Source organism: Flavobacterium sp., assembly GCF_017744675.1.
Lineage (GTDB): Bacteria > Bacteroidota > Bacteroidia > Flavobacteriales > Flavobacteriaceae > Flavobacterium.
The window spans coordinates 1,377,860-1,403,026 of the sequence record NZ_JAGIAV010000004.1 but is presented as its reverse complement, the minus strand read 5'-3'; the positions used below and the strand labels follow the sequence as shown (position 1 = coordinate 1,403,026).

General features: G+C 34.9%; 15 protein-coding genes. 8 read left to right on the top strand and 7 right to left on the bottom strand.

What is annotated here, in order from left to right; all coding sequences use genetic code 11:
- The first annotated feature begins 437 nt into the window (after nucleotides 1–437).
- The 7 genes from asnB (J7574_RS16260) (at nucleotide 438) to J7574_RS16230 (ending at nucleotide 11,324) form a co-directional block, all read left to right on the top strand.
- Entirely contained in the window at nucleotides 438–2,114 is a 1,677-nt protein-coding gene (gene asnB / locus J7574_RS16260; RefSeq protein ID WP_290970786.1) for an asparagine synthase B, read from the top strand.
- 307 nt (nucleotides 2,115–2,421) lie between these two features.
- Entirely contained in the window at nucleotides 2,422–4,038 is a 1,617-nt protein-coding gene (gene asnB, locus J7574_RS16255) for an asparagine synthase B (RefSeq protein WP_290970783.1), read from the top strand.
- A gap of 380 nt (nucleotides 4,039–4,418) precedes the next feature.
- On the top strand, nucleotides 4,419–6,359 hold the full coding sequence (gyrB, locus tag J7574_RS16250; protein ID WP_290970781.1) for a DNA topoisomerase (ATP-hydrolyzing) subunit B: 1,941 nt from the start codon (nucleotides 4,419–4,421) through the stop codon (nucleotides 6,357–6,359).
- A gap of 114 nt (nucleotides 6,360–6,473) precedes the next feature.
- Nucleotides 6,474–7,409, top strand: coding sequence for a malate dehydrogenase (mdh, locus tag J7574_RS16245; RefSeq protein WP_290970778.1), 936 nt, complete (start codon nucleotides 6,474–6,476; stop codon nucleotides 7,407–7,409).
- A gap of 225 nt (nucleotides 7,410–7,634) precedes the next feature.
- Nucleotides 7,635–10,625: a protein translocase subunit SecDF gene (gene secDF, locus J7574_RS16240; protein ID WP_290970775.1), complete on the top strand. Its 2,991-nt coding sequence runs from the start codon at nucleotides 7,635–7,637 to the stop codon at nucleotides 10,623–10,625.
- Nucleotides 10,626–10,713: 88 nt separating this feature from the next.
- Nucleotides 10,714–10,959, top strand: coding sequence for a hypothetical protein (locus tag J7574_RS16235; RefSeq protein ID WP_290970772.1), 246 nt, complete (start codon nucleotides 10,714–10,716; stop codon nucleotides 10,957–10,959).
- A complete protein-coding gene (locus tag J7574_RS16230) occupies nucleotides 10,956–11,324 on the top strand; it encodes an acyloxyacyl hydrolase (RefSeq protein WP_290970769.1) in 369 nt (122 codons plus the stop codon). Before J7574_RS16235 ends, J7574_RS16230 begins: the two co-directional genes overlap by 4 nt.
- A 58-nt stretch (nucleotides 11,325–11,382) precedes the next feature.
- Here the strand turns inward: J7574_RS16230 and lgt are convergent, their stop codons facing one another.
- From lgt to J7574_RS16195, 7 genes are all read right to left on the bottom strand, one after another.
- Complete coding sequence (gene lgt, locus J7574_RS16225) at nucleotides 11,383–12,315, bottom strand: prolipoprotein diacylglyceryl transferase (protein ID WP_290970766.1); 933 nt, start codon at nucleotides 12,313–12,315, stop codon at nucleotides 11,383–11,385.
- Nucleotides 12,316–12,376: 61 nt separating this feature from the next.
- Nucleotides 12,377–12,622, bottom strand: a complete 246-nt coding sequence (gene yidD, locus J7574_RS16220; protein ID WP_290970763.1) for a membrane protein insertion efficiency factor YidD — start codon at nucleotides 12,620–12,622, stop codon at nucleotides 12,377–12,379.
- 71 nt (nucleotides 12,623–12,693) lie between these two features.
- Entirely contained in the window at nucleotides 12,694–14,175 is a 1,482-nt protein-coding gene (gene cysS / locus J7574_RS16215; protein ID WP_290970761.1) for a cysteine--tRNA ligase, read from the bottom strand.
- 62 nt (nucleotides 14,176–14,237) lie between these two features.
- Nucleotides 14,238–14,603, bottom strand: coding sequence for a four helix bundle protein (locus J7574_RS16210; RefSeq protein ID WP_290970758.1), 366 nt, complete (start codon nucleotides 14,601–14,603; stop codon nucleotides 14,238–14,240).
- Between the two features lie 86 nt (nucleotides 14,604–14,689).
- Entirely contained in the window at nucleotides 14,690–15,361 is a 672-nt protein-coding gene (gene folE, locus J7574_RS16205) for a GTP cyclohydrolase I FolE (RefSeq protein ID WP_248725997.1), read from the bottom strand.
- 302 nt (nucleotides 15,362–15,663) lie between these two features.
- On the bottom strand, nucleotides 15,664–22,194 hold the full coding sequence (locus J7574_RS16200; RefSeq protein WP_290970751.1) for a T9SS type A sorting domain-containing protein: 6,531 nt from the start codon (nucleotides 22,192–22,194) through the stop codon (nucleotides 15,664–15,666).
- Between the two features lie 297 nt (nucleotides 22,195–22,491).
- Nucleotides 22,492–23,688 carry a pyridoxal phosphate-dependent aminotransferase gene (locus J7574_RS16195; RefSeq protein WP_290970748.1) on the bottom strand — a complete coding sequence of 399 codons (1,197 nt, stop codon included), beginning with the start codon at nucleotides 23,686–23,688 and terminating at the stop codon, nucleotides 22,492–22,494.
- 123 nt (nucleotides 23,689–23,811) lie between these two features.
- Here J7574_RS16195 and J7574_RS16190 point away from each other — a divergent pair, with 123 nt between their 5' ends.
- Nucleotides 23,812–25,137 carry a PDZ domain-containing protein gene (locus J7574_RS16190; protein ID WP_290970745.1) on the top strand — a complete coding sequence of 442 codons (1,326 nt, stop codon included), beginning with the start codon at nucleotides 23,812–23,814 and terminating at the stop codon, nucleotides 25,135–25,137.
- Nucleotides 25,138–25,167 lie beyond the last annotated feature (30 nt).

The following is a 25,167-nucleotide window of genomic DNA, read 5'->3' as shown; positions in this document are numbered from 1 at the left end:
GAACGTGGCATAATATGTTTCGATCCTATGGATCTTTTTTACGGGCGTTTTTTAATAACCGGATTAAAATCCGGCCTTACAATATTGAATCGAGCCTATTGGCTCTTGTTGTTATGAGATTTCTTTTATCATTGTATAAACTACAATTCCAGAACAACTTTCCTGCTTCTCTTTACGAATCTTTCATTTGTTATGGAAAAACTCAAAAATTAATTCAAAAAACTAAATAAAACTTTCAAATTTAAAGCAGTTTTGTGCTCAAAATTGAAAATTTTAAGTTTAGAGCTTTTTTTGATATTAAAATTTTACAATTTATATGCAAAATGATTATTTTGGTTAATATTTATAATTGATATTGGTTAATGTGTTTTTCAATTGTAAGTAATACTCCATCTTTGTCCTATCAAATTAAAATTTAAAAATAAAAATATAGAATTATGTGTGGAATTGTATGTGCCTTTGATCTTAAACAAAAAGCCGAAGCTTTAAGACCTCAAGTATTAGAAATGTCAAAAATCATTCGTCACCGCGGACCAGACTGGAGCGGAATTTTCAGCAATGATAAAGCGATTCTTTCTCACGAGCGTTTGGCAATTGTAGATCCAGCTTCAGGAAAACAACCTTTATTTACAGAAGATAAAAAATTGGTTTTGGCTGCAAATGGTGAGATCTACAACCACAGAGATCTTCGTAAACAATTTGCTGGTAAATATAACTTTCAAACCGAAAGCGATTGTGAAGTTATTTTAGCTTTATATAAAGAAAAAGGAGTAAACTTTGTTGATGAATTAAACGGAATCTTCGGATTTGCAATCTATGACGTTGATAAAGATGAGTATTTTGTTGCTCGTGACCATATGGGAATTATTCCATTATATATTGGATGGGATCAGCACGGAACTTTCTATGTTGCTTCTGAGTTAAAAGCTTTGGAAGGATATTGTACAAAAATCGAATTATTCCCTCCCGGACACTATTTGTCAAGCAAAGACGGAGAATTTGTACAATGGTACAAAAGAGATTGGACGGAGTACGATGCTGTAAAAGACAACGAAACAAGTATTCCTGAAATCAGAAAAGCGCTTGAAGCTGCTGTTCACAGACAATTAATGAGTGATGTTCCTTATGGAGTTTTACTTTCTGGAGGTTTAGATTCTTCTATTACTTCAGCTGTAGCTAAAAAATTCGCTCAAAAAAGAATTGAGTCTGATGATACAACAGATGCTTGGTATCCGCAATTGCACTCTTTCTCAGTTGGTTTAGAAGGTTCACCAGATTTAGCGGCTGCAAGAAAAGTAGCAGACCATATTGGAACTATTCACCACGAGATCAAATTTACAATCCAAGAAGGATTAGATGCTGTTCGTGATGTAATTTACAACTTAGAAACTTATGATGTAACTACAGTTAGAGCTTCGACTCCGATGTGGTTAATGGCAAGAGTGATCAAATCTATGGGGATCAAAATGGTTCTTTCAGGAGAAGGGGCAGATGAGTTGTTTGGAGGATATTTGTATTTCCACAAAGCGCCAAACGCTAAAGAATTCCACGAAGAAAACGTTCGTAAATTAGGTAAGCTTCATATGTACGATTGTTTGCGTGCCAACAAAAGTTTGGCGGCTTGGGGAATCGAAGGTCGTGTGCCATTCTTAGACAAAGAATTTATGGATGTTGCCATGCGCATCAACCCACAAGATAAAATGATCAACAAAGAACACCCAATGGAAAAATGGGTTGTTCGTAAAGCTTTTGAAGACATGCTTCCAGAAAGCGTTGCTTGGAGACAAAAAGAGCAATTCTCTGATGGAGTAGGATACAGCTGGATTGACACTTTGAAAGAAGTAGTGGCAAGAGAAGTTTCAGATGAGCAATTGGCAAACGCGAGATTTAAATTTCCATTGCAAACACCAACTTCAAAAGAAGAATACTACTATCGTTCGATCTTCTCAGAGCATTTTCCAAGTGATGCGGCGGCATTATGCGTGCCTCAAGAAGCTAGTGTGGCTTGTAGTACAAAAATTGCTTTGGAGTGGGATGAAGCTTTCAAAAACCTAAACGATCCATCAGGAAGAGCAGTGGCAAATGTTCATGATGATGCTTATGTTAAAGCTTAATTTAAGAGTTTAATTTTTAGAATTAGTATATATTTTTTAGGAAAAACGTTCTCTAGCGAGAGCGTTTTTCTTGTCTAAAGTTGTTTAATATCTTAAATTTCTGACGGAATGCAAAAAGGAATGACAGTAATTGATTTTCTTTTGATATATTTGACGTCTGCAGTATTGTCGTTAAACGCTAAATATTTTAACGGATTTAATAATGCAAAGCGAAAATTAATATTTAGTTTTGCTTTCAATCAAAAATTTTAATGATTTTTTAATGTTTGCTTCGTTGCTAAACAATAAAATAAAAAAATAAAATGTTATGTCTGGATTGTTGGCCGTAATTGGAAAAGGAAAAGACCCGAAGCTTGTAAAAGAGCTTTCTGAAAGAATGTCTCATCGTGGTCCTGATGAAAGTGATGTGCGTATTATGGAAAATGGCAGTATACTTTGCCATGAGAGCTTGTCGATTATTGATCTTAATTCGGGCAGGCAGCCAATTCAAGGAACTGATAAAGCTTGGATGGTGCATGATGGAGAAATCTATAATTATCAAGAACTTAAAGATACCGTTTTAAAGAATCATGCTTTTAGAACTCAATCAGATTCTGAAGTAATTGTACATCTTTACGAAGAGTTTGGATATGATTTCTGCAATAAATTAGATGGAGATTTTGCTTTTGTAGTTGTTGATGGGGATAAATACATTGCAGGTCGCGATCCGATTGGAGTAAAACCTCTGTATTACGGTTTGGATGAAAGAGGGCGAATTTATTTTTCATCAGAAATGAAATCTATTGCAGATCAATGCAAATCGTTTTCTACTTTTCCTCCAGGACATTATTATACGGCAAAAACAGGTTTTGTAAAGTACTATCATCCAGAATACGAAGATCATAAAAATGCTACCCAGCCATTAGATTTAGCGCTAATCCGTGAAAGTCTGATTCAAGCTACACGGAAGCGTTTATTGGCAGAAGTGCCTCTTGGAGTTGTGCTGTCTGGAGGTTTGGATACTTCTTTGATTTCGGCTATTACTTCAAGATTGTTGAAAGAAAGTGGCAAGAAATTGCACTCGTTTTCTATCGGATTAGATGCTGATGCGCCAGATAATATTTCAGCTAGAAAAGCGGCTGAGTTTTTAGGAACAGAACATCACGAAATTCATTTTTCTGTTGAAGAAGGAGTTAAGGTTTTAGAAAAAGTAATTTATCATATCGAAACGTACGATATTATTTCTGTGCGTTCTGGTGTTCCAATGTTTTTGCTTTCTAAAGCCATTGCTGAACAAGGAATAAAAGTAATTTTATCAGGAGAAGGAGCAGATGAGGTTTTTGGAGGGCATTTGTATTTTAGAAATGCACCTTCAGAAGAAGAATTTCAAGATGAAACAATAGAAAGAGTTCAGAAGCTATTTACAGCCGATTTGCTTCGTGCCGATAAAACGACAATGGCAAATGGTCTGGAAGTTCGTATTCCGTTTTTGGATACCGAATTTTTAGATGTTGCGATTCGAATTAAAACAGAAGAAAAACAGCCAAAAACCTATGATGGCGTTGAAAAATACATTTTAAGAAAAGCGTTTGACACTCCAGAAGATCCGTACTTGCCTTCGGAAGTTTTATGGAGACAGAAAGAACAATTTTCTGATGGAGTAGGTTATAAATGGGTTGACGAATTAATTGAATATTGCGCTTCGCAGGTTACAGACGAGCAAATGGCCGGAGCGAGTGCAGAATTTCCATATAATTCTCCAACAACGAAAGAAGCGTACTTGTACAGATCGATTTTCCATAAATTCTATCCACAGGTCAGCGCGGCGCAAACAGTTCGTAAATGGATTCCAAAATGGCAAGAAAACCAAGATCCAAGCGGAAGAGCAAATGCAGCCCATTTAAATGGAAATTTTGAAACTGTAAAAACGACTGTTATTGCATAGTGAAATTCCAATTTTTTGAAATTCTAAATTCCAAACAGGAATCGATATAGAACAGCCGAAATGCATTAAGATGTATTTCGGTTTTTTTTTTTGCAATGTTTTAAGCAAATTTTGAATTTAAGAGTTTCAAACTTGGAATTTTAAAAAATTGGAATTTGATTTTTCAGATTTGGGATTTCAAAACAGTTAGATTTTTACGTTATTTCCATTTTTGGAATTTGTAATTTAAGAAATTGGAATTTAATTTTAATTATTTTTTGGTTTTTCAGACAATTGTGTTGATAACTTAAGTGCTTTATATTGTATTTTACTGGGTATATAGCTCGCGTTTTTATATATTTGCGTGTTAGACAATAATTACATTTTTTAGAATAAATTATATGAGCGAAGAAATCAAGAAGAACAATTATTCAGCAGATAGTATTCAGGCATTAGAAGGGATGGAGCACGTAAGAATGCGTCCGTCGATGTATATTGGTGATGTAGGGGTTCGAGGACTACACCATTTGGTTTACGAGGTTGTTGATAACTCTATTGATGAGGCGATGGGAGGACATTGTGATGCTATTAGTGTTGCAATAAACGAAGATGGTTCGGTAACGGTTGAAGATAACGGTCGTGGTATTCCTGTTGATTTACATAAAAAAGAAGGCGTTTCTGCACTTGAGGTTGTAATGACTAAAATTGGTGCCGGAGGTAAATTCGACAAAGATTCATATAAAGTATCAGGAGGTTTGCACGGGGTTGGGGTTTCGGTAGTAAACGCCCTTTCTGTTCACATGAAATCTACTGTATTTAGAGAAGGTAAAATTTACGAGCAGGAATATGAAAGAGGAAAAGCTTTATATCCTGTAAAGCAAATTGGAGAGACAGAAAAAAGAGGTACTCGCCAAACTTTTTTCCCAGACGATACAATCTTTACGCAAACAACCGAGTTTTCATACGATACGCTTTCAGCACGTATGCGTGAGCTTTCTTTCTTAAATAAAGGAATCACGATTACTTTTACAGATAAGAGAGAAGTTGATGAAAAAGGCGAATTCAGAAGTGAAGTGTTTCATTCAGATGAAGGTCTTAAAGAATATATTCGTTATTTAGATGGTAACCGTGAGCCAATTGTTTCTCACGTTATTAGTATGGATAATGATAAAGGAGAAATTCCAGTTGAGGTTGCTTTAATTTACAATACAAGTTATACAGAGAATATTTTCTCTTACGTAAATAATATTAATACTCACGAAGGAGGAACGCACTTACAAGGTTTTAGAAGTGGTTTGACAAGAACACTTAAAAAATATGCAGATGCTTCAGGTTTATTAGATAAATTAAAATTCGAAATTGCTGGAGATGATTTCCGTGAAGGATTAACAGCGATTATTTCGGTAAAAGTTTCAGAACCTCAATTCGAAGGACAAACGAAAACTAAACTTGGAAATAGAGAAGTAGTTTCTCCGGTTTCTCAAGCTGTTGGAGAAATGTTGGAGAATTATTTGGAAGAGAATCCAAATGATGCGAAATTAATTATCCAAAAAGTAATTTTAGCAGCGCAAGCACGTCACGCGGCGAAAAAAGCGCGTGAAATGGTACAGCGTAAAACCGTTATGGGCGGTGGCGGATTACCAGGGAAATTATCAGACTGTTCTGAGCAAGATCCAGCAAGATGTGAGGTTTACCTTGTCGAGGGAGATTCGGCTGGTGGAACAGCAAAACAAGGACGTGATCGTAACTTTCAAGCCATTCTTCCATTGCGTGGTAAAATCTTGAACGTTGAGAAAGCGATGCATCATAAAGTATTCGAAAACGAAGAGATTAGAAATATCTTTACTGCTTTAGGAGTAACAGTAGGAACTGCAGAAGATAGTAAAGCGCTTAATTTAGAAAAACTAAGATATCATAAGGTAATCATCATGTGTGATGCCGATGTCGATGGTAGTCACATTTCTACCTTAATATTAACGTTCTTCTTCCGTTTCATGAAAGAGCTAATTGAAGAAGGTCACGTATATATTGCAGCGCCACCTTTATATTTAGTTAAAAAAGGAAATAAGAAAGAATATGCTTGGAATGATGTTCAGCGTGATCAAGCCAACGAAAGAATGGGAGGAAGTGCTTCTATACAACGTTACAAAGGTCTTGGAGAGATGAACGCGGAGCAATTATGGGAAACTACAATGGATCCGAACTTTAGAACTTTACGTCAGGTAAATATCGATAGTTTGGCAGAAGCAGATCAAGTTTTCTCTATGCTGATGGGCGATGAAGTGCCGCCACGTAGAGAGTTTATCGAGAAAAATGCAGTTTATGCAAATATTGATGCATAAAATGAAAAATTAATAATTTCAATTCGTTTAATTGTTTAAATTTACTAGACAATTAAGCGAATTGTCTTTTTAAGGAATAGACAAAATAAATTAATAACCGATAAAGTATAAAATATGAAAGTTACCATTGTAGGAGCAGGAAATGTTGGAGCTACATGTGCAGATGTTATTTCTTATAGAGGAATTGCAAGCGAAGTAGTATTGTTGGATATTAAAGAGGGTTTTGCCGAAGGTAAGGCATTGGATATTATGCAGTGTGCTACAAACACTGGTTTTAATACCAAAGTTTCTGGGGTTACAAACGATTATTCTAAAACTGCTGGAAGTGATGTAGTTGTGATTACATCGGGGATTCCGAGAAAACCAGGAATGACTAGAGAAGAATTAATCGGCATTAATGCAGGAATTGTTAAGACAGTTGCTGAGAACGTGTTGAAGTATTCTCCTAACACTATAATTGTTGTAGTTTCTAATCCAATGGACACTATGACTTATTTAGCATTAAAAGCGACAGGTCTTCCAAAAAATAGAATAATAGGAATGGGTGGGGCTTTAGATAGCTCTCGTTTTAGAACGTATCTTTCTTTAGCATTAGATAAGCCTGCAAATGATATTTCAGCAATGGTAATTGGAGGTCATGGCGATACGACTATGATTCCGTTAACTCGCTTGGCATCTTACAACGGGATTCCAGTAACGCAATTCCTTTCAGAAGAAGTTTTACAAAAAGTTGCGGCAGATACTATGGTAGGAGGCGCAACCCTTACAGGTCTTTTGGGAACTTCGGCTTGGTATGCTCCAGGAGCTTCTGTAGCTTATTTAGTAGATAGTATTTTAAACGATCAAAAGAAAATGATCGCGTGTTCGGTATTTGTTGAAGGCGAATACGGGCAGAATGATATCTGTATCGGTGTGCCATGTATAATTGGTAAAAACGGAGTAGAAGAAATAGTTGATATTAAATTAAACGATCAGGAAAAAGCATTATTTGCCAAAAGTGCAGATGCAGTTCGAAGCATGAATGATGCCCTAAAAGCTATTTTAGTATAATAAAAACGGCAAAAAAGAAAAAAAGCTGCACTTTTGCAGCTTTTTTTTTGAGATTAATTAATAAATAAATTGGTTAATATTTTCGTTAATTATATATTTGCTCGGTTTAAAAAAAAATTGGTAATTCGTGATCTCGTTTTTTTGTTTTAAAAAATCATGTCAGGGCTTATTTTATGGGACTTTAAAACAAAATCAAAAATAAAACATAATTAATTTTTAGTAATAATGCAGAATAAAGGACTTATTAAATTTTTCGCAATTCTATTTGCATTGGTAAGTATTTACCAACTATCATTCACTTTTGTGGCAAATGGTGTCAAAAGTGAAGCTAAAGCTTTTGCAGGAGATAATCCTGATAAAGAGCTGAAATATTTAGATTCTATTGGTAAAGAAAAAGTATTAAATCTTGGTTTTACTGATTTCACTTATAACGAAGTGAAAAACAAACAGCTTAATAAAGGTCTTGACTTAGAAGGAGGAATCAACGTAATTCTTCAAATTTCTATTAAAGATGTATTAAAAGGTTTGTCTAATAATTCTAAAAATCCAGTTTTTAATAAATCATTAGCTGATGCATCTGCAAACTTAGAAGGAAACAAAACATATTTAAATAAGTTTTTCGAAGCTTTTGAAGCAAATTCAAAAGGATCTGTAAAATTAGCATCTCCAGATATTTTTGCTAACAGAAGTCTTCAAGGAGATGGTGGTGTAGATTTTCAAATGTCTGATGCGCAGGTTCAAAAAGTGATCAAAAGAAAAGTTGATGAGTCTGTAGAAAGTGCTTTTAAAGTATTAAGAGAGCGTATCGACAAATTTGGTGTTACACAGCCAAACATCCAAAAATTAGGAGAAACAGGAAGAATCTTAGTTGAGCTTCCAGGTGCTAAAGATGTTGATAGAATTAAAAAATTATTAGGTGGAAAAGCTCAATTAGAGTTTTGGGAAACTTTCAAAATTGAAGAAATTGGTAATTTCTTAGTATCAGCAAACGAAGCTTTAAAGAAAACTGAAGTTAAGAAGACTGAAACTAAAACTGTTGCTAAAGATTCATTAAATGCATTATTAACTGATGCTAAAGATTCTTCAGATGTTAAAAAAGGAAACAATCCTTTATTTGATAAAATGATCGTTCAAGGTGGCGGACCAGTTTTAGGATACTTTGCTCCTAAAGATACTGCTGCTATCAATGATTATTTCAAAAGACCAGAAATTAGAGTATTATTGGCTGCTGACCAACACTATGCAAAATTTGTATGGAGCAAGCCAACAACTATAAAAGATCCTAAAGCTAAAGATGTAAAAAGCGCTGCAGATATTGAAGCTGTTGAATTATACGCTTTAAAAGGAAACAGAGACAATAACCCAGCAATGAGCGGTGGTGTTGTAACTGATGCAAAAGATACTTTTGACCAAATGGGTAAACCAGCTGTTTCTATGCAAATGAACAGCCAAGGTGCTAAAGTTTGGGAAGAGTTAACAGGTAGAGCATTTGCTCAAAAAAGCTACATTGCTATTGTATTAGATGATATCGTATATTCTGCTCCAGGTGTAACAAGCGGTCCTATTGCTGGAGGAAGATCTGAGATTACAGGTTCATTTGATGTAGCTGAAACTAAAGATTTAGCTAACGTATTAAATGCAGGTAAATTACCAGCTTCTGCAGATATTATCCAATCAACAGTTGTAGGTCCATCTTTAGGACAAGCGGCTATTGATGCAGGTACAATTTCTTCTGTATTAGGTTTCTTATTAGTTTGTGTTTGGATGGTATTCTATTATGGTAAAGCGGGTTGGTATGCAAACCTTGCTTTATTATTAAACTTACTATTCTTGTTCGGAATTATGGCAAGTTTTGGTTTCGTATTAACATTGCCAGGTATTGCGGGTATCGTACTTACATTGGGTACAGCGGTAGATGCTAACATTATTATCTACGAAAGAGCAAAAGAAGAATTGCGTGAAGGTAAATCTCTTTCTGAAGCAGTTCAAGCTTCTTACGGATGGCATGGTGCAATGCGTTCTATTATTGATGCTAACGTTACTCACGTTTTAACTGGAGCAATCTTATTCATTTTCGGAACAGGTCCTATTAAAGGTTTCGCATTAACATTATTAATTGGTATCGTAACTTCATTGTTTACATCAATCTTTATTGCTAGAATCTTTATTGACAGAAACATTGCAGGAAAAGGAGATTTAACTTTCTCTACAAATATTACTAAAAACTGGTTTACAAACTTCCACTTTGATTTTATCAAAATCAAAAAATTCACTTATATCTTCTCTTCTATTGTAACAGTAGTAAGTTTAGTTTCTATCTTCTTCATTAATGGTTTAGATGAGGGTGTTGATTTTGTTGGAGGAAGAACTTTCCAAGTTAAATTCGAAAAACCAGTTGATGCTACTGCAGTTTCAGACGAATTATCTGCTGCTTTTGGTACTCCAGTTGAAGCTAAAATTTTAGGTGATGATGATCAGTTGAAAATCACAACTAAATATAAAATTAAAGAAGACGGTGTTGCTATCGATGAGGAAGTGAACCAAAAATTATACGCTGGATTACAGAAATATTTCCCAAATACTACTTACGATAAATTTATCAACTCATTTGATGGAAAAAGGGTAGGTGTATTGCAAGCTTCTAAAGTTGGAGCTTCTATTTCTGAAGATATCAAAACTAACTCTTACTGGGCAGTTCTTGGTGCAATGGCAGTTATTTTCTTATACTTAATGGTATCTTTCCGTAAATGGCAATATTCATTAGGTGCGATTGCAGCTGTTGCTCACGACGTAATCTTCGTATTAGGAATTTACTCATTATGCTACAAATTCATGCCATTCCACATGGAAATGGATCAGCACTTTATAGCTGCGATCTTGACTGTAATTGGTTACTCTATGAACGATACGGTAATTGTATTTGACAGGGTAAGAGAGTTCATCATCGGAAACCGTAAAGGAAGTTTCGAAGATATCGTAAACGCTTCTATTAATACTACATTATCTAGAACGTTGAATACTTCATTAATGATGATCATCGTATTATTAACGATGTTTATCTTCGGTGGAGAGTCTATCAGAGGATTTATCTTCGCAATGTTAATTGGTATTATCGTGGGTACTTACTCTTCATTATTTATCGCAACTCCAGTATTGGTAGATACGATTTCAAGTGATGAGAAGCACACAATCGAAGACAAACACAATAAAGCATAATTACTGTTTTAATTATATAAAAAAGATCCAACGAAAGTTGGATCTTTTTTTTTTTGCACTATATTTAAATGAAATTTTAAAACGATTTATGACAAGAAAATTACTTTTGAGTTTATTACTTCTTTTGGTTTTGAGAATAAGTGCGCAGGAACATAATTCGCGTTTTTCTCTTGGTTTTAATTACGGTTTTGGAAGCGAGTTTAATAATAGGAACTATACGTTTACAAATCACTTTTATAAAGTTCAGGTATATTATACGCTAAAAGAAACAAAGCATTTTCAATATCAAATTTTGGTTCAGCCAGAGATTAACTTTGCAGAGCATCAATTTTGAATTTTTATTTTGTTAAGCCAGAAACGCCCAATTATCAGCAAAAAAGAGATGAATATACACGTTTGAAAGACATTCGAGAGTATGTGCTTAATTGTGGTTTTTTAGTTCGTAAACCTGTTGGGAAGGTTTTCTCGTTTTATGCTCTAGGAAGTATTGGACCAATGATCACAGATACAGAAACCGAACGCATGTCTAAAGGTTTTGCTTTTGCTGATGTTTTGGCACTGGGTTTTACGGCAAGTTATGATAAATTTCAGTTTGATGTTCGTCCGAGTGTAAGACATGTTTCCAATGCAGGTTTAGGAAGCAGTAATGCAGGGTATAATACGAAGAATATCGAATTTGGTATTTCGTATCAGCTATAAAAAGAAAATGCCCAATATGCGAGATATTGGGCGCTTTTTTATTTTGATTGAAATGAATTTATGATTCAGCTAACGGATTTCTCTGAGCTCTTATGATAAAGAAAAGCCCGATTATGATAAATGGTATACTTAACCATTGTCCTGTTGAGAATAAGCCTAATTCGTTTTCGAAACCTCCTTGGCTTTCTTTTACAAATTCTACAACAAAACGAACTACAAATAAAAGCACTAAAAAGAGCCCGAATAAAAGACCAGATTTAAGTCTTGCATTGGTTCTCCAGTATAAAAAGAATAAAATAGCGAAAACAAAAATATAGCAGAACGCTTCGTATAATTGAGTAGGATGTCTTGAAGGAACTTCTGCTAATAAGGTTGCAAATTTTGGATCTGTAGCAATCGCATTGTAAGCAGCTTTTGGATCTGCGATTCCAGTTTTTTGTACCGCTTCGGCTTTGCTGAATGTATCGTGAAGAAAACGAATTCCGAAAGCAGAAGAAGTTTCGTGACCAATAATTTCAGAGTTGAAGAAGTTTCCTAAACGTACAAAAATAGCACCGCTGGCAACAGGAATTACCACACGATCTAAAATCCATAACAACGGACGTTTTAAGATTTTTTTACTGTAGTAATACATGGCAACAATAATGGCAATAGCAGCTCCGTGACTTGCTAATCCTTGGAAACCTGTAAATTGAAACTCAGGTTCGAATTTAAACGGAAGGAAGATTTCTAAGATATGGTTTCTGAAATATTCCCAATCGTAAAAGAAAACATGACCTAAACGTGCACCAATTAAAGTGGCAAGAACTGTCCAAACGAATAAAGAATCTAGTTTTTCAATCGATTCGTTTTCTCTTTCGAAAATCTTTTTCATTAGGAACCATCCTAAACCAAAAGCAATTACAAACATTAAGCTGTAATAGCGAATCATAAAAAATCCTAAGTTGATTCCCTCAGAAGGATTCCAAACTAAATTTAAGGCGTGTGTCATGTATAAAATTTTTATATCTGTAAAAATAAATATTTAATGTAAAGTGCCGTTTTCTAAAAGGTTAATGTTTGTGATTGCATTTCTTTTCTGGCACGGGATCGTAACCGCTTCTTCCCCAAGGATGACAGCTCAAAATGCGTTTAATGCCTAAATAACCGCCATAAAACAATCCGTGCATTTGCAAGGCCTGAATCATGTAAGTCGAACAAGTCGGTTCAAATCTGCAAGCAGCAGGTGTAAACGGCGAAATGGCAGTTTGATAGAAACGAACCAGCAAAACAAACGGATATATTAGAATTTTCTTCATTTAAAAATCAGTAATTTGTGTTCAGTAAAGGGTACTATTTTTTAGCAGAAAACTGAATACTAAAGAACTGTTTACTGAATGCTAAAAGTAGTTCCTTCTTTTCCGTCTTTAAGCTGAATTCCTAATGCAATTAATTGATCGCGAATCTGGTCTGAAAGTGCAAAGTTTTTATCTGCTCTAGCCTGATTTCTCATTCCGATAAGCATGTTTACCACGCCTTCTAATTTATCGCTATCACCATCAGCAGCTTTATCGTCGTTAAGTCCTAAAACATCATATACAAAAGCATTTACAGCTTTTTTGAAATCAGCTAAGTCATCTGCAGAAATCGTTTCTTTGCCATCTTTTAATAAGTTGATGTAACGAACTGCTTCAAACAATTGCGCAATTAAAATTGGCGTATTGAAATCATCGTTCATTGCATCGTAGCAAAGTTGTTTCCAAGCTGCAAAATCTATAGAGCTAGAACTTCCTGCTGTAATATTTGGTAAAGCATCAAGTGCTTCCATTAATCTTTTGTATCCTTTTTCGGCGGCAACTATAGCATCATCAGAAAAGTCTAAAATACTTCTATAATGCGCTTGCAGCATAAAGAAACGAGTAACCGAAGCCGAAAAAGGTTTGCTTAAGATGTTATTATCTCCGCTTAGAATTTCGCCAGGAAGAATATTGTTTCCAGTCGATTTTGCCATTTTCTTTCCGTTTAAGGTAAGCATATTAGCATGCATCCAGTAATTTACTGAAGCTTGACCAGTGCAAGCTTCGTTTTGAGCGATTTCACATTCGTGGTGAGGGAATTTTAAATCCATTCCGCCTCCATGAATGTCAAAATGATTGCCCAAATATTTCGTGCTCATAGCAGTACATTCCAAATGCCATCCTGGGAAACCATCGCTCCAAGGAGAAGGCCATCTCATGATATGTTCTGGCTCTGCTTTTTTCCAAAGCGCAAAATCCTGCGGATTTCTCTTGTCAGATTGTCCATCAAGATCACGAGTGTTTGCCAGCATATCGTCGATATTTCTACCGCTTAAGATGCCGTAATTGTTGGTTTCGTTATATTTTACAACGTCAAAATATACAGAACCATTGGCAACATAAGCGATGCCTTTATCGATAATTTTTTTAATAATCTCAATTTGCTCAATAATATGTCCAGTAGCTGTAGGCTCGATACTTGGAGGCAGGAAATTGAAAGCTTTTAGAATATTATGAAAATCTACAGTATAGCGCTGTACCACTTCCATTGGCTCCAATTGCTCCAAACGTGCTTTTTTAGCAATCTTATCTTCACCTTCATCCACATCATCTACAATATGCCCAACATCGGTAATATTTCTAACATAGCGAACTTTATAATCTAAATGAAGAAAATACCTGAAGATTACATCAAACGACATAAAAGTTCTCACGTTACCTAAGTGAACATTGCTATATACCGTAGGTCCACAAACATACATTCCAACGTTTCCTTCATGGATTGGTTTGAAATCTTCTTTTTCGCCAGAAAGCGAATTGTATATTTTTAAGGGCTGACTTGTATATAAAGGCATAGTATTTTTGTTTAATCGTTTAATCGTTTAATCGTTAATTTGTTTAATTCGGATTATCGGATTTATTCTTGTGAAAGATAGTATTTTTTTAGATTATTTATTTGGTTGCAAATTTTTTCAAGTTTTTCTCTTGATGCTTCATATTCTGGTTCTGAAACATATTTTAAATCTTTTGAAATAATTAAATGATTTAAAGTTTCCATCGCAGACGAATAGGATATCGTTAAAAAATGTGCTTTATCTTTATTTGTGTTTCGCGAAGTTCCTTCGGCAATATTTGTTGCAATCGAAGAGGAGCTTCTTTTGATTTGAGACGTTATTCCAAATACTTCGTTTGAAGGAAACTTACTGGTCAATTTGTAAATGTCCAAAATAAACATTCTTGCATTTTGCCAAACTTCAAGTTTTTCAAAGGAGAAAATGTACATGGTTTTTAGTTTAATGGTTTAACCGTTTATTTGTTTAACTGTTTTTCGATTAAACGATTAAACAAATAAACGATTTAACCCAAAATTTAAAACTGCGTGTCTAACTTAATATAGTCAAGAAATTCTCTCTTCGTTTGTGGATCTTTGAATTTTCCTCCAAATTCAGAAGTTACCGTACTGCTTTCGATATCTTTAATTCCGCGAGAGTTTACGCAAAGATGCTTTGCATCGATAACGCAGGCAACATCTTCTGTCCCTAAAGCTTTTTGTAATTCTTGAACAATCTGCATGGTTAGACGCTCTTGTACTTGAGGTCTTTTTGCATAATACTCCACAATACGATTCATTTTTGATAAACCGATAACGCGTCCGCTTGAGATATAAGCAACGTGAGCACGTCCGATAATTGGCAGTAAGTGGTGTTCGCAGGTAGAATAAACCGTAATGTTTTTTTCTACTAGCATCTCGCCATATTTGTAATTATTGTCAAAAGTAGAAGCTTTTGGCTGTTTCGCAGGGTTAAGACCTCCAAAAATTTCTTTTACAAACATTTTTGCAACTCGGTTTGGAGTTCCTTTGATGCTGTCATCTGTCAAATCCATTCCTAGAGTTTGCAGAATGTTTTCAACATCTTTTTTAATTTTTTCTATTTTTTCTTCATCAGTTATATCAAAAGCATCTTCTCTTAGAGGATTTTTGGCGTTACTGCTAAAGTGATTATCTCCTATTTCGTCTAAAAATTCTTCGTTGTTTATCATTAAAAACTACTATTAGTATATGTATTCCTTTTTAAGGCGGTAAAGATAATTAATAAATAGGAAACCTTTTCTATGGTTTTTAGGATTTAATTACTCCTTTTTGGATATAATTTAAAATGTTTTTAAAATTGAGGATTGGTTCGTAAAAGATTATACTGTTTTAATGCTGATTCGGAAGATTTTAAAAGCTAATCTTTAGTTTGAATTTTCATTCTTATTTGTATAGTAAACCTATAAAAAACTCTCTGAATTTAATCAGAGAGTTTTTTTATTTGCCATTCCTGTTTTAGAGAAATTCGGTATTATTTTTTAATTAGCTTATGAGTACTTACTGTGCCTTTGTTGTTTAAAATCTTTATGATATAGAATCCAGGATTTAAATTGGAGATATTTACGGTATTAGATGTAGTGGTCAATACATTGTTCTGTACTAATTTTCCATCCATATTATAAATACTCATTTTTGAATTCACAGAATCACTATTCTCTAAGTTGATATTAATTTCATCATAAGCAGGGTTAGGGTAGAGGATTACGTTTTGAGCTTCTGTATTCAATAATTCTTCCGAAATATTGGTTGCCGAACGCTTGGCCATCATATTACCTTTTACATCTGCTTTGGACAATGGTCCCCAATTATTGATGGTAAAAGCTCTTGACACTAGAGTATATGTACCCAAAGGAAGTATTATACCTTCATTTGCATTATATAGGTGTGCCAAAGGCGATACAACACCATCTTTCCCCATAGGATCTGAACCGTCAGTTGTATAATAAACTACTGTTCCTGTATTAGGATTGGTAATTGTAATATGACCAGAAACTGTAGTGTCAAACGGTGCCGCAAGTAGAGTATGGAGCATATCGTATTCTTGCCATTTTTGTAGTGAATAAGATACTCTTTCAGGTACCTGTGCTATTACTCTTGGCACATCTATATTTTTCCAGTAATTATATACTTCTCTGTCATAAGACATATAAGCTGCATCGAGTTTATAAACATTGGTTAGTTCGGCCACTGTATTTTTTATCATAGTCTGCACATTGCTCACAGAAAGAGGAGCAACAACGGTGCTTTTCGGGTCACCAAAAGCAGCTTGTACATAATCTTTTACAAGAGTTTTAAATTCAAGGTTCCCTGTTGTTTGATTTGTATTAGACCCCATAAAATTACCAAACAAACCTCCTGGTCCTAATCTCGAATCGTTTAAAATCCATTTTTGTTTGTAATTTCCGCCGCCGCCGGCAAAGCCTATAGGAGGCATTGTTATCGATGAAGTAGGGGCTGTAAATCCTCCAAAAAATGCACCATCGGTATCATTTATATTCATTTTTGCCTTCAAAAAGTTTGGTGCATAGTTGTGAACTATGGCAATTGCTTCATTTTCAGTATCTGTAAACATAAACATAATCTGGAATTTAATTAAGTCCTCAACATCGACCCAATTTTTAAAACCTTGAAAATCTTTGGCAGCTGCAAGTTTCTTTATATTTTGCCATATTGCAGTACTACCATCACCTTCCTCGATAACTCCTACAGGGAAATTGCCATCCTGTAAGTTTATGGTTGTGTAATTATCAGCATCATCTCCAAATACTTCTTCTAAATTATTAGAACTAAAATCGTTTCTTACAGTTTTAACCCCTCTATATTTTCCGTTTACAAAGAAATTTATATAACGGGTATCAAGAGCATATTTACCTATTTCTTTGCAAAGGTTCATTGTCATCTTCTCATCAAAACGTAAGTAACCTGTATTATACACATTGTTCTGCGGACCATCTTGTCCTTCTTTCAATGAAAGTACTTGTACTTTATTTGTAGTTGGATATACTTCGCCTGGATACACGTCAAAGAAAGGATAATTTGCCTTTTTTACCTGTGCATCTTTGTTAAATTTAAATTTAGCACCACCGTTAAATTGTGCTAAACTTGCCTGTCCAAATTTCTTTGTGGTAGAATTGGAGAAAAAGTTGGTATGATCACTATAAATATGTTTGTCTATATACTCAAACGAACCTTGTACCCAAAGAGGGCTTAATTCTGCATCTGTCGATATAGAAATAATTGGCAATTCGGCTATTGCTTTTGAATATTCATCGGCTGTTAGTATATAAGTTTTGTTATACCATTGTGAATCGTTGCTAGGTGCCTCATTCTTGTAATTGTCTTGTAATACATAAGTGTGTGATATTACTCCGGAATTACCCGTTGCATCATATGCATATACTTTAAGTACACACGATTGTTTTATAGCAATAGGAGTGGTGTATTTTGTTCCAACTGTTTTGGAAGGGAATTTACCATCTAATGTATAATTAACAGTAGTTCCAAACGGAGCTGTAATTGTTAAATCAAATCCTGTTGGGTATATACCTCTTTCTTTACTAAATGATAAAATTACTTTTTGTTGTCCTGCATTATTAGATAAATTATATGTAGGATTAATAAAAGATGCTAAAGTAGCTGCTGCATCAGTGCTGCGTCCGTAACTTGTATTGTATGGAGTTTCGGTATAAGCTAGTTCATCTAAAGCGGCTGTTTTTTTACCTGCTAAAGTTGATAAATAAACCACACCTCCTGTATTTTTCAAATCAAAATTAAGGTGGAAATTTCCTTTTTCAGGTTTTTTATCTGCTATCATTACCGCAAATCCTTTAGCAGGAATAAGAATGTTTTTTAATGGATTAAGATCTTTTTTAGTGTCTTTATTCGATATTGAAACATTACCATTAATAAGAATTGTTTTATCGAGACTGTTATATATTTCTATCCAGTCTTCTTTTTGAGCAACAGTGCCTTGTGCAGCTACTTCGTTAATAACAAGTCCTTTCATTAAAGAAGCGTCGGTTATTACATCGTTTAGTGTACTGATTACTGCTGCTGCATCCGGTCCTTTTTGATTGTCTTTGTATTTAATTACTAAACGGGGTCTGTACAAATTGCCTGCTTCGTAAGAACGTACACGGGCAAAGTTAGACGATACGCCTTTTCCTTCAAATAAAAACGCTAAGCTTTGTCCCGGTTCCCACCCTCTAAGACGGTTTTCGTTAATTAGTTTTTTAATATCTACGGTACGATTTTGCGTATAATCGTTACGTGTATCCGTATTCCACAATTCAGTATTTTGAGAATAAGTACGGTGAGACATATTGTTTTTTATTGGTGAGTACATCTGCGCGTCACCAATCTCAGATTTTATAGATACTGTAGTTGCATTACTCGAACCGTAGGCATAAAATTCGATATAAGCTTCTGTTATTTCAGCGTTAACAGGAAGATCAACATTTTGGAAACGAATTCCTGTTTTATATGAATCCGGTTGTCCGGCCAATGATAAAAAAGCATCACCCAAGTACATGTTACCATCAGTATTTTCGCGTCCATCATCATATCCGCTAGTTACAATGTTAGTGTAAGTTTGCGTTTGGTTGGAATCAGTTACAATACTTGGTCCTGCACCATTATTGGCATATTTTATAACCAGACGAGGTCTGTACATATTAGATGCCTCATAGGCATAAGCTCTTGCTCCATCGTTTAAACCTAAACCGTTAAATTTGAAAGCTATGTTTTCACCTGATTTCCATCCTTTCAAACGAATTTCATCTATAATATTTCTCAAATTAGGAGTCCGGTTTTTTTCAAGATCTTTAGCCCAGGTTTCTGTTGTCCAATTGATTTTATTATTGGTGTATTGGCGAGCTGTGATGCTTTTTGGATCATAGGTATAAGGTATTCTTTGGTTCACCTCGGCATAAATATCTGCAGTTGTAGCAGGACTTGTAGCGTAAGCATAAAATTCGATATAAGCATCCTTAATTTCTGAAGTTGCCGGAATATTGGTATTACGGAAAATGAATCCTGTATCACTTCCATCAGTGCGTCCGCTCAAAAACATAGCGCCATCTCCCAAAGCCATATTGCCGTTTGTGAATTCTCTACCGTCATCATTTCCGGTAGATATGATTGACGCTTCTGTGTGTATTTCATTCGGGTCTGTTATTATACTTGGACCTGCGCCATTTACAACATATTTTACAACCAAACGGGGTCTGAAAAGGTTAGATCCTTCATATGCATAGGCTCTTGCGCCATCGTTTAAACCTATTCCGTTAAATTTAAGTGCAATATTATCACCTGATTTCCATCCGTTCAAACGAATTTCATCGATAATATTTCTCAAATTAGGAGTTCTGTTTTTTTCAAGATCTTTAGTCCAGTTTTCCGTTACCCAATGAATTTTATTATTAGTGTATTCACGAGCTGTAATACTTTTTGGATTATAAGTATAAGGTAATTTTTGGTTCTTCTCAGCGTATATGTCTACAGTTGTAGCAGGGCTTGTAGCGTATGCGAAAAATTCAACGTAGGCATCTTTGATTTCAGCATTTGCTGGAATTTCGGTATTGTGAAAAATAAAACCGCTATCGCTTCCGTCAGTACGTCCGCTCAAGAACATAGCGCCATCTCCCAAAGCCATATTACCGTTTGTGTATTCTCTACCGTCATCATTTCCTGTGTTTACAATAGCAACATTGGTTTGTATTTCAGTTGGATCAACCACTATGCTAGGTCCTGCACCGTTAACAACATATTTAACGACTAAACGGGGTCTGTAAAGATTAGACCCTTCGTAAGCATAAGCTCTTGCACCATCGTTTAATCCTAATCCGTTGAATTTGAATGCGATATTGTCACCTGATTTCCATCCGTTTAAACGAATTTCATCGATAATATTTCTCAAATTAGGAGTTCGGTTTTTTTCCAGATCCTTAGCCCAAGTTTCTGTAGCCCAATGAACCTTATTATTAGTGTATTCACGAGCCGTAATACTTTTAGGGTTATAAGTGTAAGGTAATTTTTGATTTTTTTCAGCGTATATATTTATAGCCGTTGCCGGGCTTGTAGCGTATGCGAAAAATTCAATATATGCATCTTTAATTTCAGCATTTGCGGGGATTAGGGTATTATGAAAAATAAATCCGCTGTCACTGCCATCAGTACGCCCGCTCAAAAATAGTGCGCCATCTCCCAAAGCCATGTTACCGTTTGTGTACTCTCTTCCGTCATCATTTCCCGTATTCACAATTGATACATAGGTTTGTACTTCATTAGGGTCAACTACTATACTTGGACCTTCATTATTATTTACATATTCTATTACTAAACGTGGTCTGTAAAGTGCAGATCCTTCATAAGCGTATGCTCTTGCTCCATCATTTAAACCTATTCCATTGAATTTAAAGGCGATATTTTCACCCGATTTCCATCCGTTTAAGCGAATTTCGTCTATAATATTTCTCAGGTTAGGAGTTCTATTTTTTTCAAGATCTTTAGTCCAGGCCTCAGTTGCCCAGTGAATACTATTATTGGTATATTGGCGAGAAGTAATGCTTTTAGAATCGTTTGTGTACGGTTTTTGATTCATCTCGGCATATATGTTTACGGATGTGGCTGGGCTTGTAGCGTAAGCATAAAATTCGATATAAGCGTCTTTGATTTGTGCATTTGCCGGAACCTGAATGTTGTGAAAAATAAAACCGCTGTCACTTCCATCAGTACGTCCGCTCAAAAATAGAGCGCCATCTCCCAAAGCCATACTACCATTGTTATATTCTCTACCGTCATCATTTCCGATTGATATAACACTTGCTGAAACTCCATTTAATGGAATTGTTTCTACACTAGGTCCGTTTCCTTCTGTTTTGTATTTAATTACAAGACGTGGTTTGTATAGATCACCCATTTCATTGGTGCAGGCTGTAGCTCCGTTGTTAAGCAGAGTTCCAACAAATTTAAACCCAATTGATTCACCAGATTTCCATCCCGATAAACGGGTTGCGTCGATAATGTTTTTAAGGTTTGGTGTTGTATATAATTTATTATTGATAACCCAAGATTCAGTAGACCAATTTACTGTGTTAGCAGAATAGTTTCTTTTTGTAATATTACTGCCTGTAGTTGAGTATGTTGCAGCATTTGCTAACTCAGAATAGATGTTAATGCTACTTGCAGGGCTTGTTCCGTAAGAATAGAACTCAATGTAAGCTTCGGTGATTTCTGCTTTTTCAGGTATTTCAACAGCAGGAAATCTTACGGCACTATTGCCAGAGTCTGCTCTGCCTCCCAGATTAATATAGCCATCTGTAAGATACATTTCTCCATTTATGTTTTCACGACCATCATCTGTATTAGCTAATACAGTAGTTGTAAATGTACCATAAGCCGATGTAAAAGTTATTTGTAGCTTCGGAGCCATAGTTGCGTTTCCATCATAAGACCACATGATAAATGAGCCTTTTTGATTTCCGGTCAGTTTGAAAGATATATTATTATTTCCAACGCCAGCAGGAAACATATCTATCAATAAATTGGTTACATCTGGTGTTGTATATTCTTTATTAGGTACACATACGGGAGTATCCCATACCACCGAAGCACCTGTATACTGACGTCCTCTTATAGAGGTAGCAGTATTTACGGTAGCAGAGGGAGGATATGCATCAGAATTTCCAATTTCGCCGGTTATGCCTATAGTGGTACCAACTGAACTTGCTGTTCTGCCATAGAATATGATATTTGCACTTTTTATAACTGCATCAGCAGGTAATGAAATTCCCTGAAAACGAAGATAGGTTTCAGTAGGTTCAGTAGAGGTTCCTCCATGTAAATACAAACCTGTACTTGTATAGTTAACAGCATTGGATGTAGTAGTTATTGCAACATCATTGTAGCTGTTTTTAAGAGGTAGCTGTGTTTTTTGTTGTGCAATTAGATAACTGCTACTAAAAAACAATAAAAACAAGAAAAAGGTGTAGTTTTTTTTCACCGCATTTGTAAGTTTATTATTTATAATCAATTTTAAAAAATCGAGTAAATTTATAAACATGTTTAAATGATATTTTCTCTTAAAAGTTTTTATTATATCATTTAAGGGTAAAAATTAAAATAATACCTATTTATGCGTAAGGTTTTGATAATTAAAGGGATTTATTTTGATTTTAAATAGGAGTGAGCAAATTTGTGTAAAAAAACAGAAGTTAAATTTGCTGTAAATAAAATTAGCCGGGAATTCACAAATTTGCTAACTTATGAATTCCCGGCTAAGAATTTTATTTTTTTTTGATTATCTGTTATTGTAAACCAATAAAGCTTCCTTTAAAATGTTTACGGCTGTAATCAAATCTTTTTTGTTTAGAACGTAAGCAATACGAACTTGATTAAGTCCCATTCCAGGTGTCGAGTAGAAGCCTTTCGCAGGAGCAATCATTACCGTTTCGCCATTTAAATGGTAACTTTCAAGAAGCCATTGTGCAAAATCGTCTGAGTCTTCGATCGGAAGTTCAGCAATGCAATAGAAAGCACCTTTTGGTTTGGTTACCACAACGCCTTCAATCTTATTTAATTCGGCAATTAAAGTATTGCGGCGTTCTTTGTATTCTCCAATTACTTCATCAAAATAACTTTGAGGTGTGTCAATGGCTGCTTCGCAAGCAATTTGCTCTATAGTTGGCGGACTCAAACGTGCTTGGGCAAACTTCATTACAGTTGCCAAAACATCTTTGTTTTTGGTTACCAAACAGCCAATTCTTGCTCCGCACATGCTGTAGCGTTTAGAAACAGAATCGACCATGATTACATTTTGCTGTACATCTTCTAGATTCATTACAGAAAAATGCACATCATCGCCATCATATAAAAACTCGCGATATACTTCATCGGCGATTAGGTATAAATCGTGTTTTTTAATTAAGCTGGCAAGCTGTTTAATTTCTGCTTCAGAATATAAATACCCAGTCGGATTTCCAGGATTGCAAATCAGAATGGCTTTTGTTTTCGGTGTAATTAATTTTTCAACTTCATCAATGCTTGGCAATGCAAATGCAGTTTCAATAGTAGAAACAAGAGGCACTACGGTTGCACTGGTAGAAGAAGCAAACGCATGATAATTAGCATAAAAAGGTTCCGGGATAATGATTTCATCTCCAGGATCTGTTATTGTGGCCAGTGCAAAAAGTAAGGCTTCAGAACCACCAGTTGTAACAATGATGTCTTCTGTGTTAACGTTTACATTTTGGCGCTGGTAAAAATGAGCTAATTTTTTTCTATAGCTTTCATATCCGGCAGACGGACTGTATTCTATAATACTCAAATCAATATTTTTTACCGCCTCGATGGCCACTTCCGGTGTTTTGATATCCGGTTGACCAATGTTTAAGTGATACACCTTGTGTCCTTTTTTCTTTGCTAAATCAGCAAAAGGAGCCAGCTTGCGTATCGGAGATTCGGGCATGTTTTTTCCCTTGAGTGAAATTGTCGGCATGAGTATAAATTATTGAAGTGCAAATTTGCATATTTTTTTCGTATTTACCGTAAATAATAAGGGGACTTCTGAAAATGTAACAATAATAAATATATTTGCTAATTTTATAATAAAATATTGTCAATGAAAAAATATATAGTATTGTTTTTTGGGTTATTCTTACCTTTTTTGCTTTTTGGACAAGGCGATTTTTTATTGGAAAACAATGCGACAAAGGCCATAATCCCTTTTAAATTGATTAATAACCTTGTTTTTATTCCTATAAAAGTGAATGGAGTAGAGCTAAATTTTCTGCTCGATTCTGGAGTTGAAGAAACAATTCTATTTAGTATGGAGGAAAAGCAGGAAGTCAGTTTTAATAATGTGGAGAAAATAAAACTTCGCGGTTTAGGTAGCGAAGAAGAAATAGAAGGCCTAAAATCGACAAAGAATATTTTAGAAACGCATGGTTTGAAATCGAATGACCATATGGTTTTTATTATCCTAGACCAAAGTTTTAATCTCTCTTCTCATATTGGAATTCCTGTTAATGGAATTATCGGCCATAAATTCTTTCGAAATAATTTGGTTGAAGTTAATTATCAGAAAAAGAAAATAATTGTTCACGCTAAGAGTGATAAGTATCAGGAAAAACTCGACAAGCAGTTTAAAATGGCTCCGATAACTATAGAAAAATCTAAGCCTTATATCATGACGACCGCTACAGTTAATAATGAAGAAATTCCGGCGAAGCTTTTAATTGATATTGGAAATAGCGATGCTTTCTGGGTTTTTGAAAATAACAAAATAAAACTCCCAAATAAAAATTTTCCTGATTTTTTAGGAAAAGGATTTAGCGGTGATATTGAAGGACATCGTGCCAAAATTGATAAGTTCGCTATTGATGAGTTTGTTTTTAAAAAGCCAATAGTTTCCTTTCCCGATTCGGCTTCGGTTCGTAACGTTAAGATGGTTCCAGGACGTATAGGATCTGTTGGAGGTGAAGTTTTGAAACGGTTTACTCTTGTTTTAGACTATCAAGGAAAAAGACTTTACTTAAAAAGAAACAGCAAATTTGGAGAACCTTTTACCTATAACAAGAGCGGAATCACAGTGCAGCACAACGGACTTCAGTGGGTACAGGAAACTGTGCATTTAGAAACTGTAAGAGTTGCTTCTACTATGGATGAGCTTCAGGAAAAAGATAAAAATGATAATAATTTTAAATACAAATTTGCTCTTAAGCCTGTTTACGAAATTGTAAATGTACGCCAGAATTCTGCTGCCGAAAAATGCGGACTGCAAAAGGGGGATATTATTATTAGCATCAATAAAACGCAACCCTACAAATACAGTCTTGAGCAGATAAATAATCTTTTGAAATCGGAAGATGATGTTTGGATTAATCTCGAAGTAGAACGCAATAGTGTGGTGCTTAAATTTAGATTTAAGCTAGAAGATGAATTGTAAAAAAACGTTTAATCGTGTTTTTTTAGATTT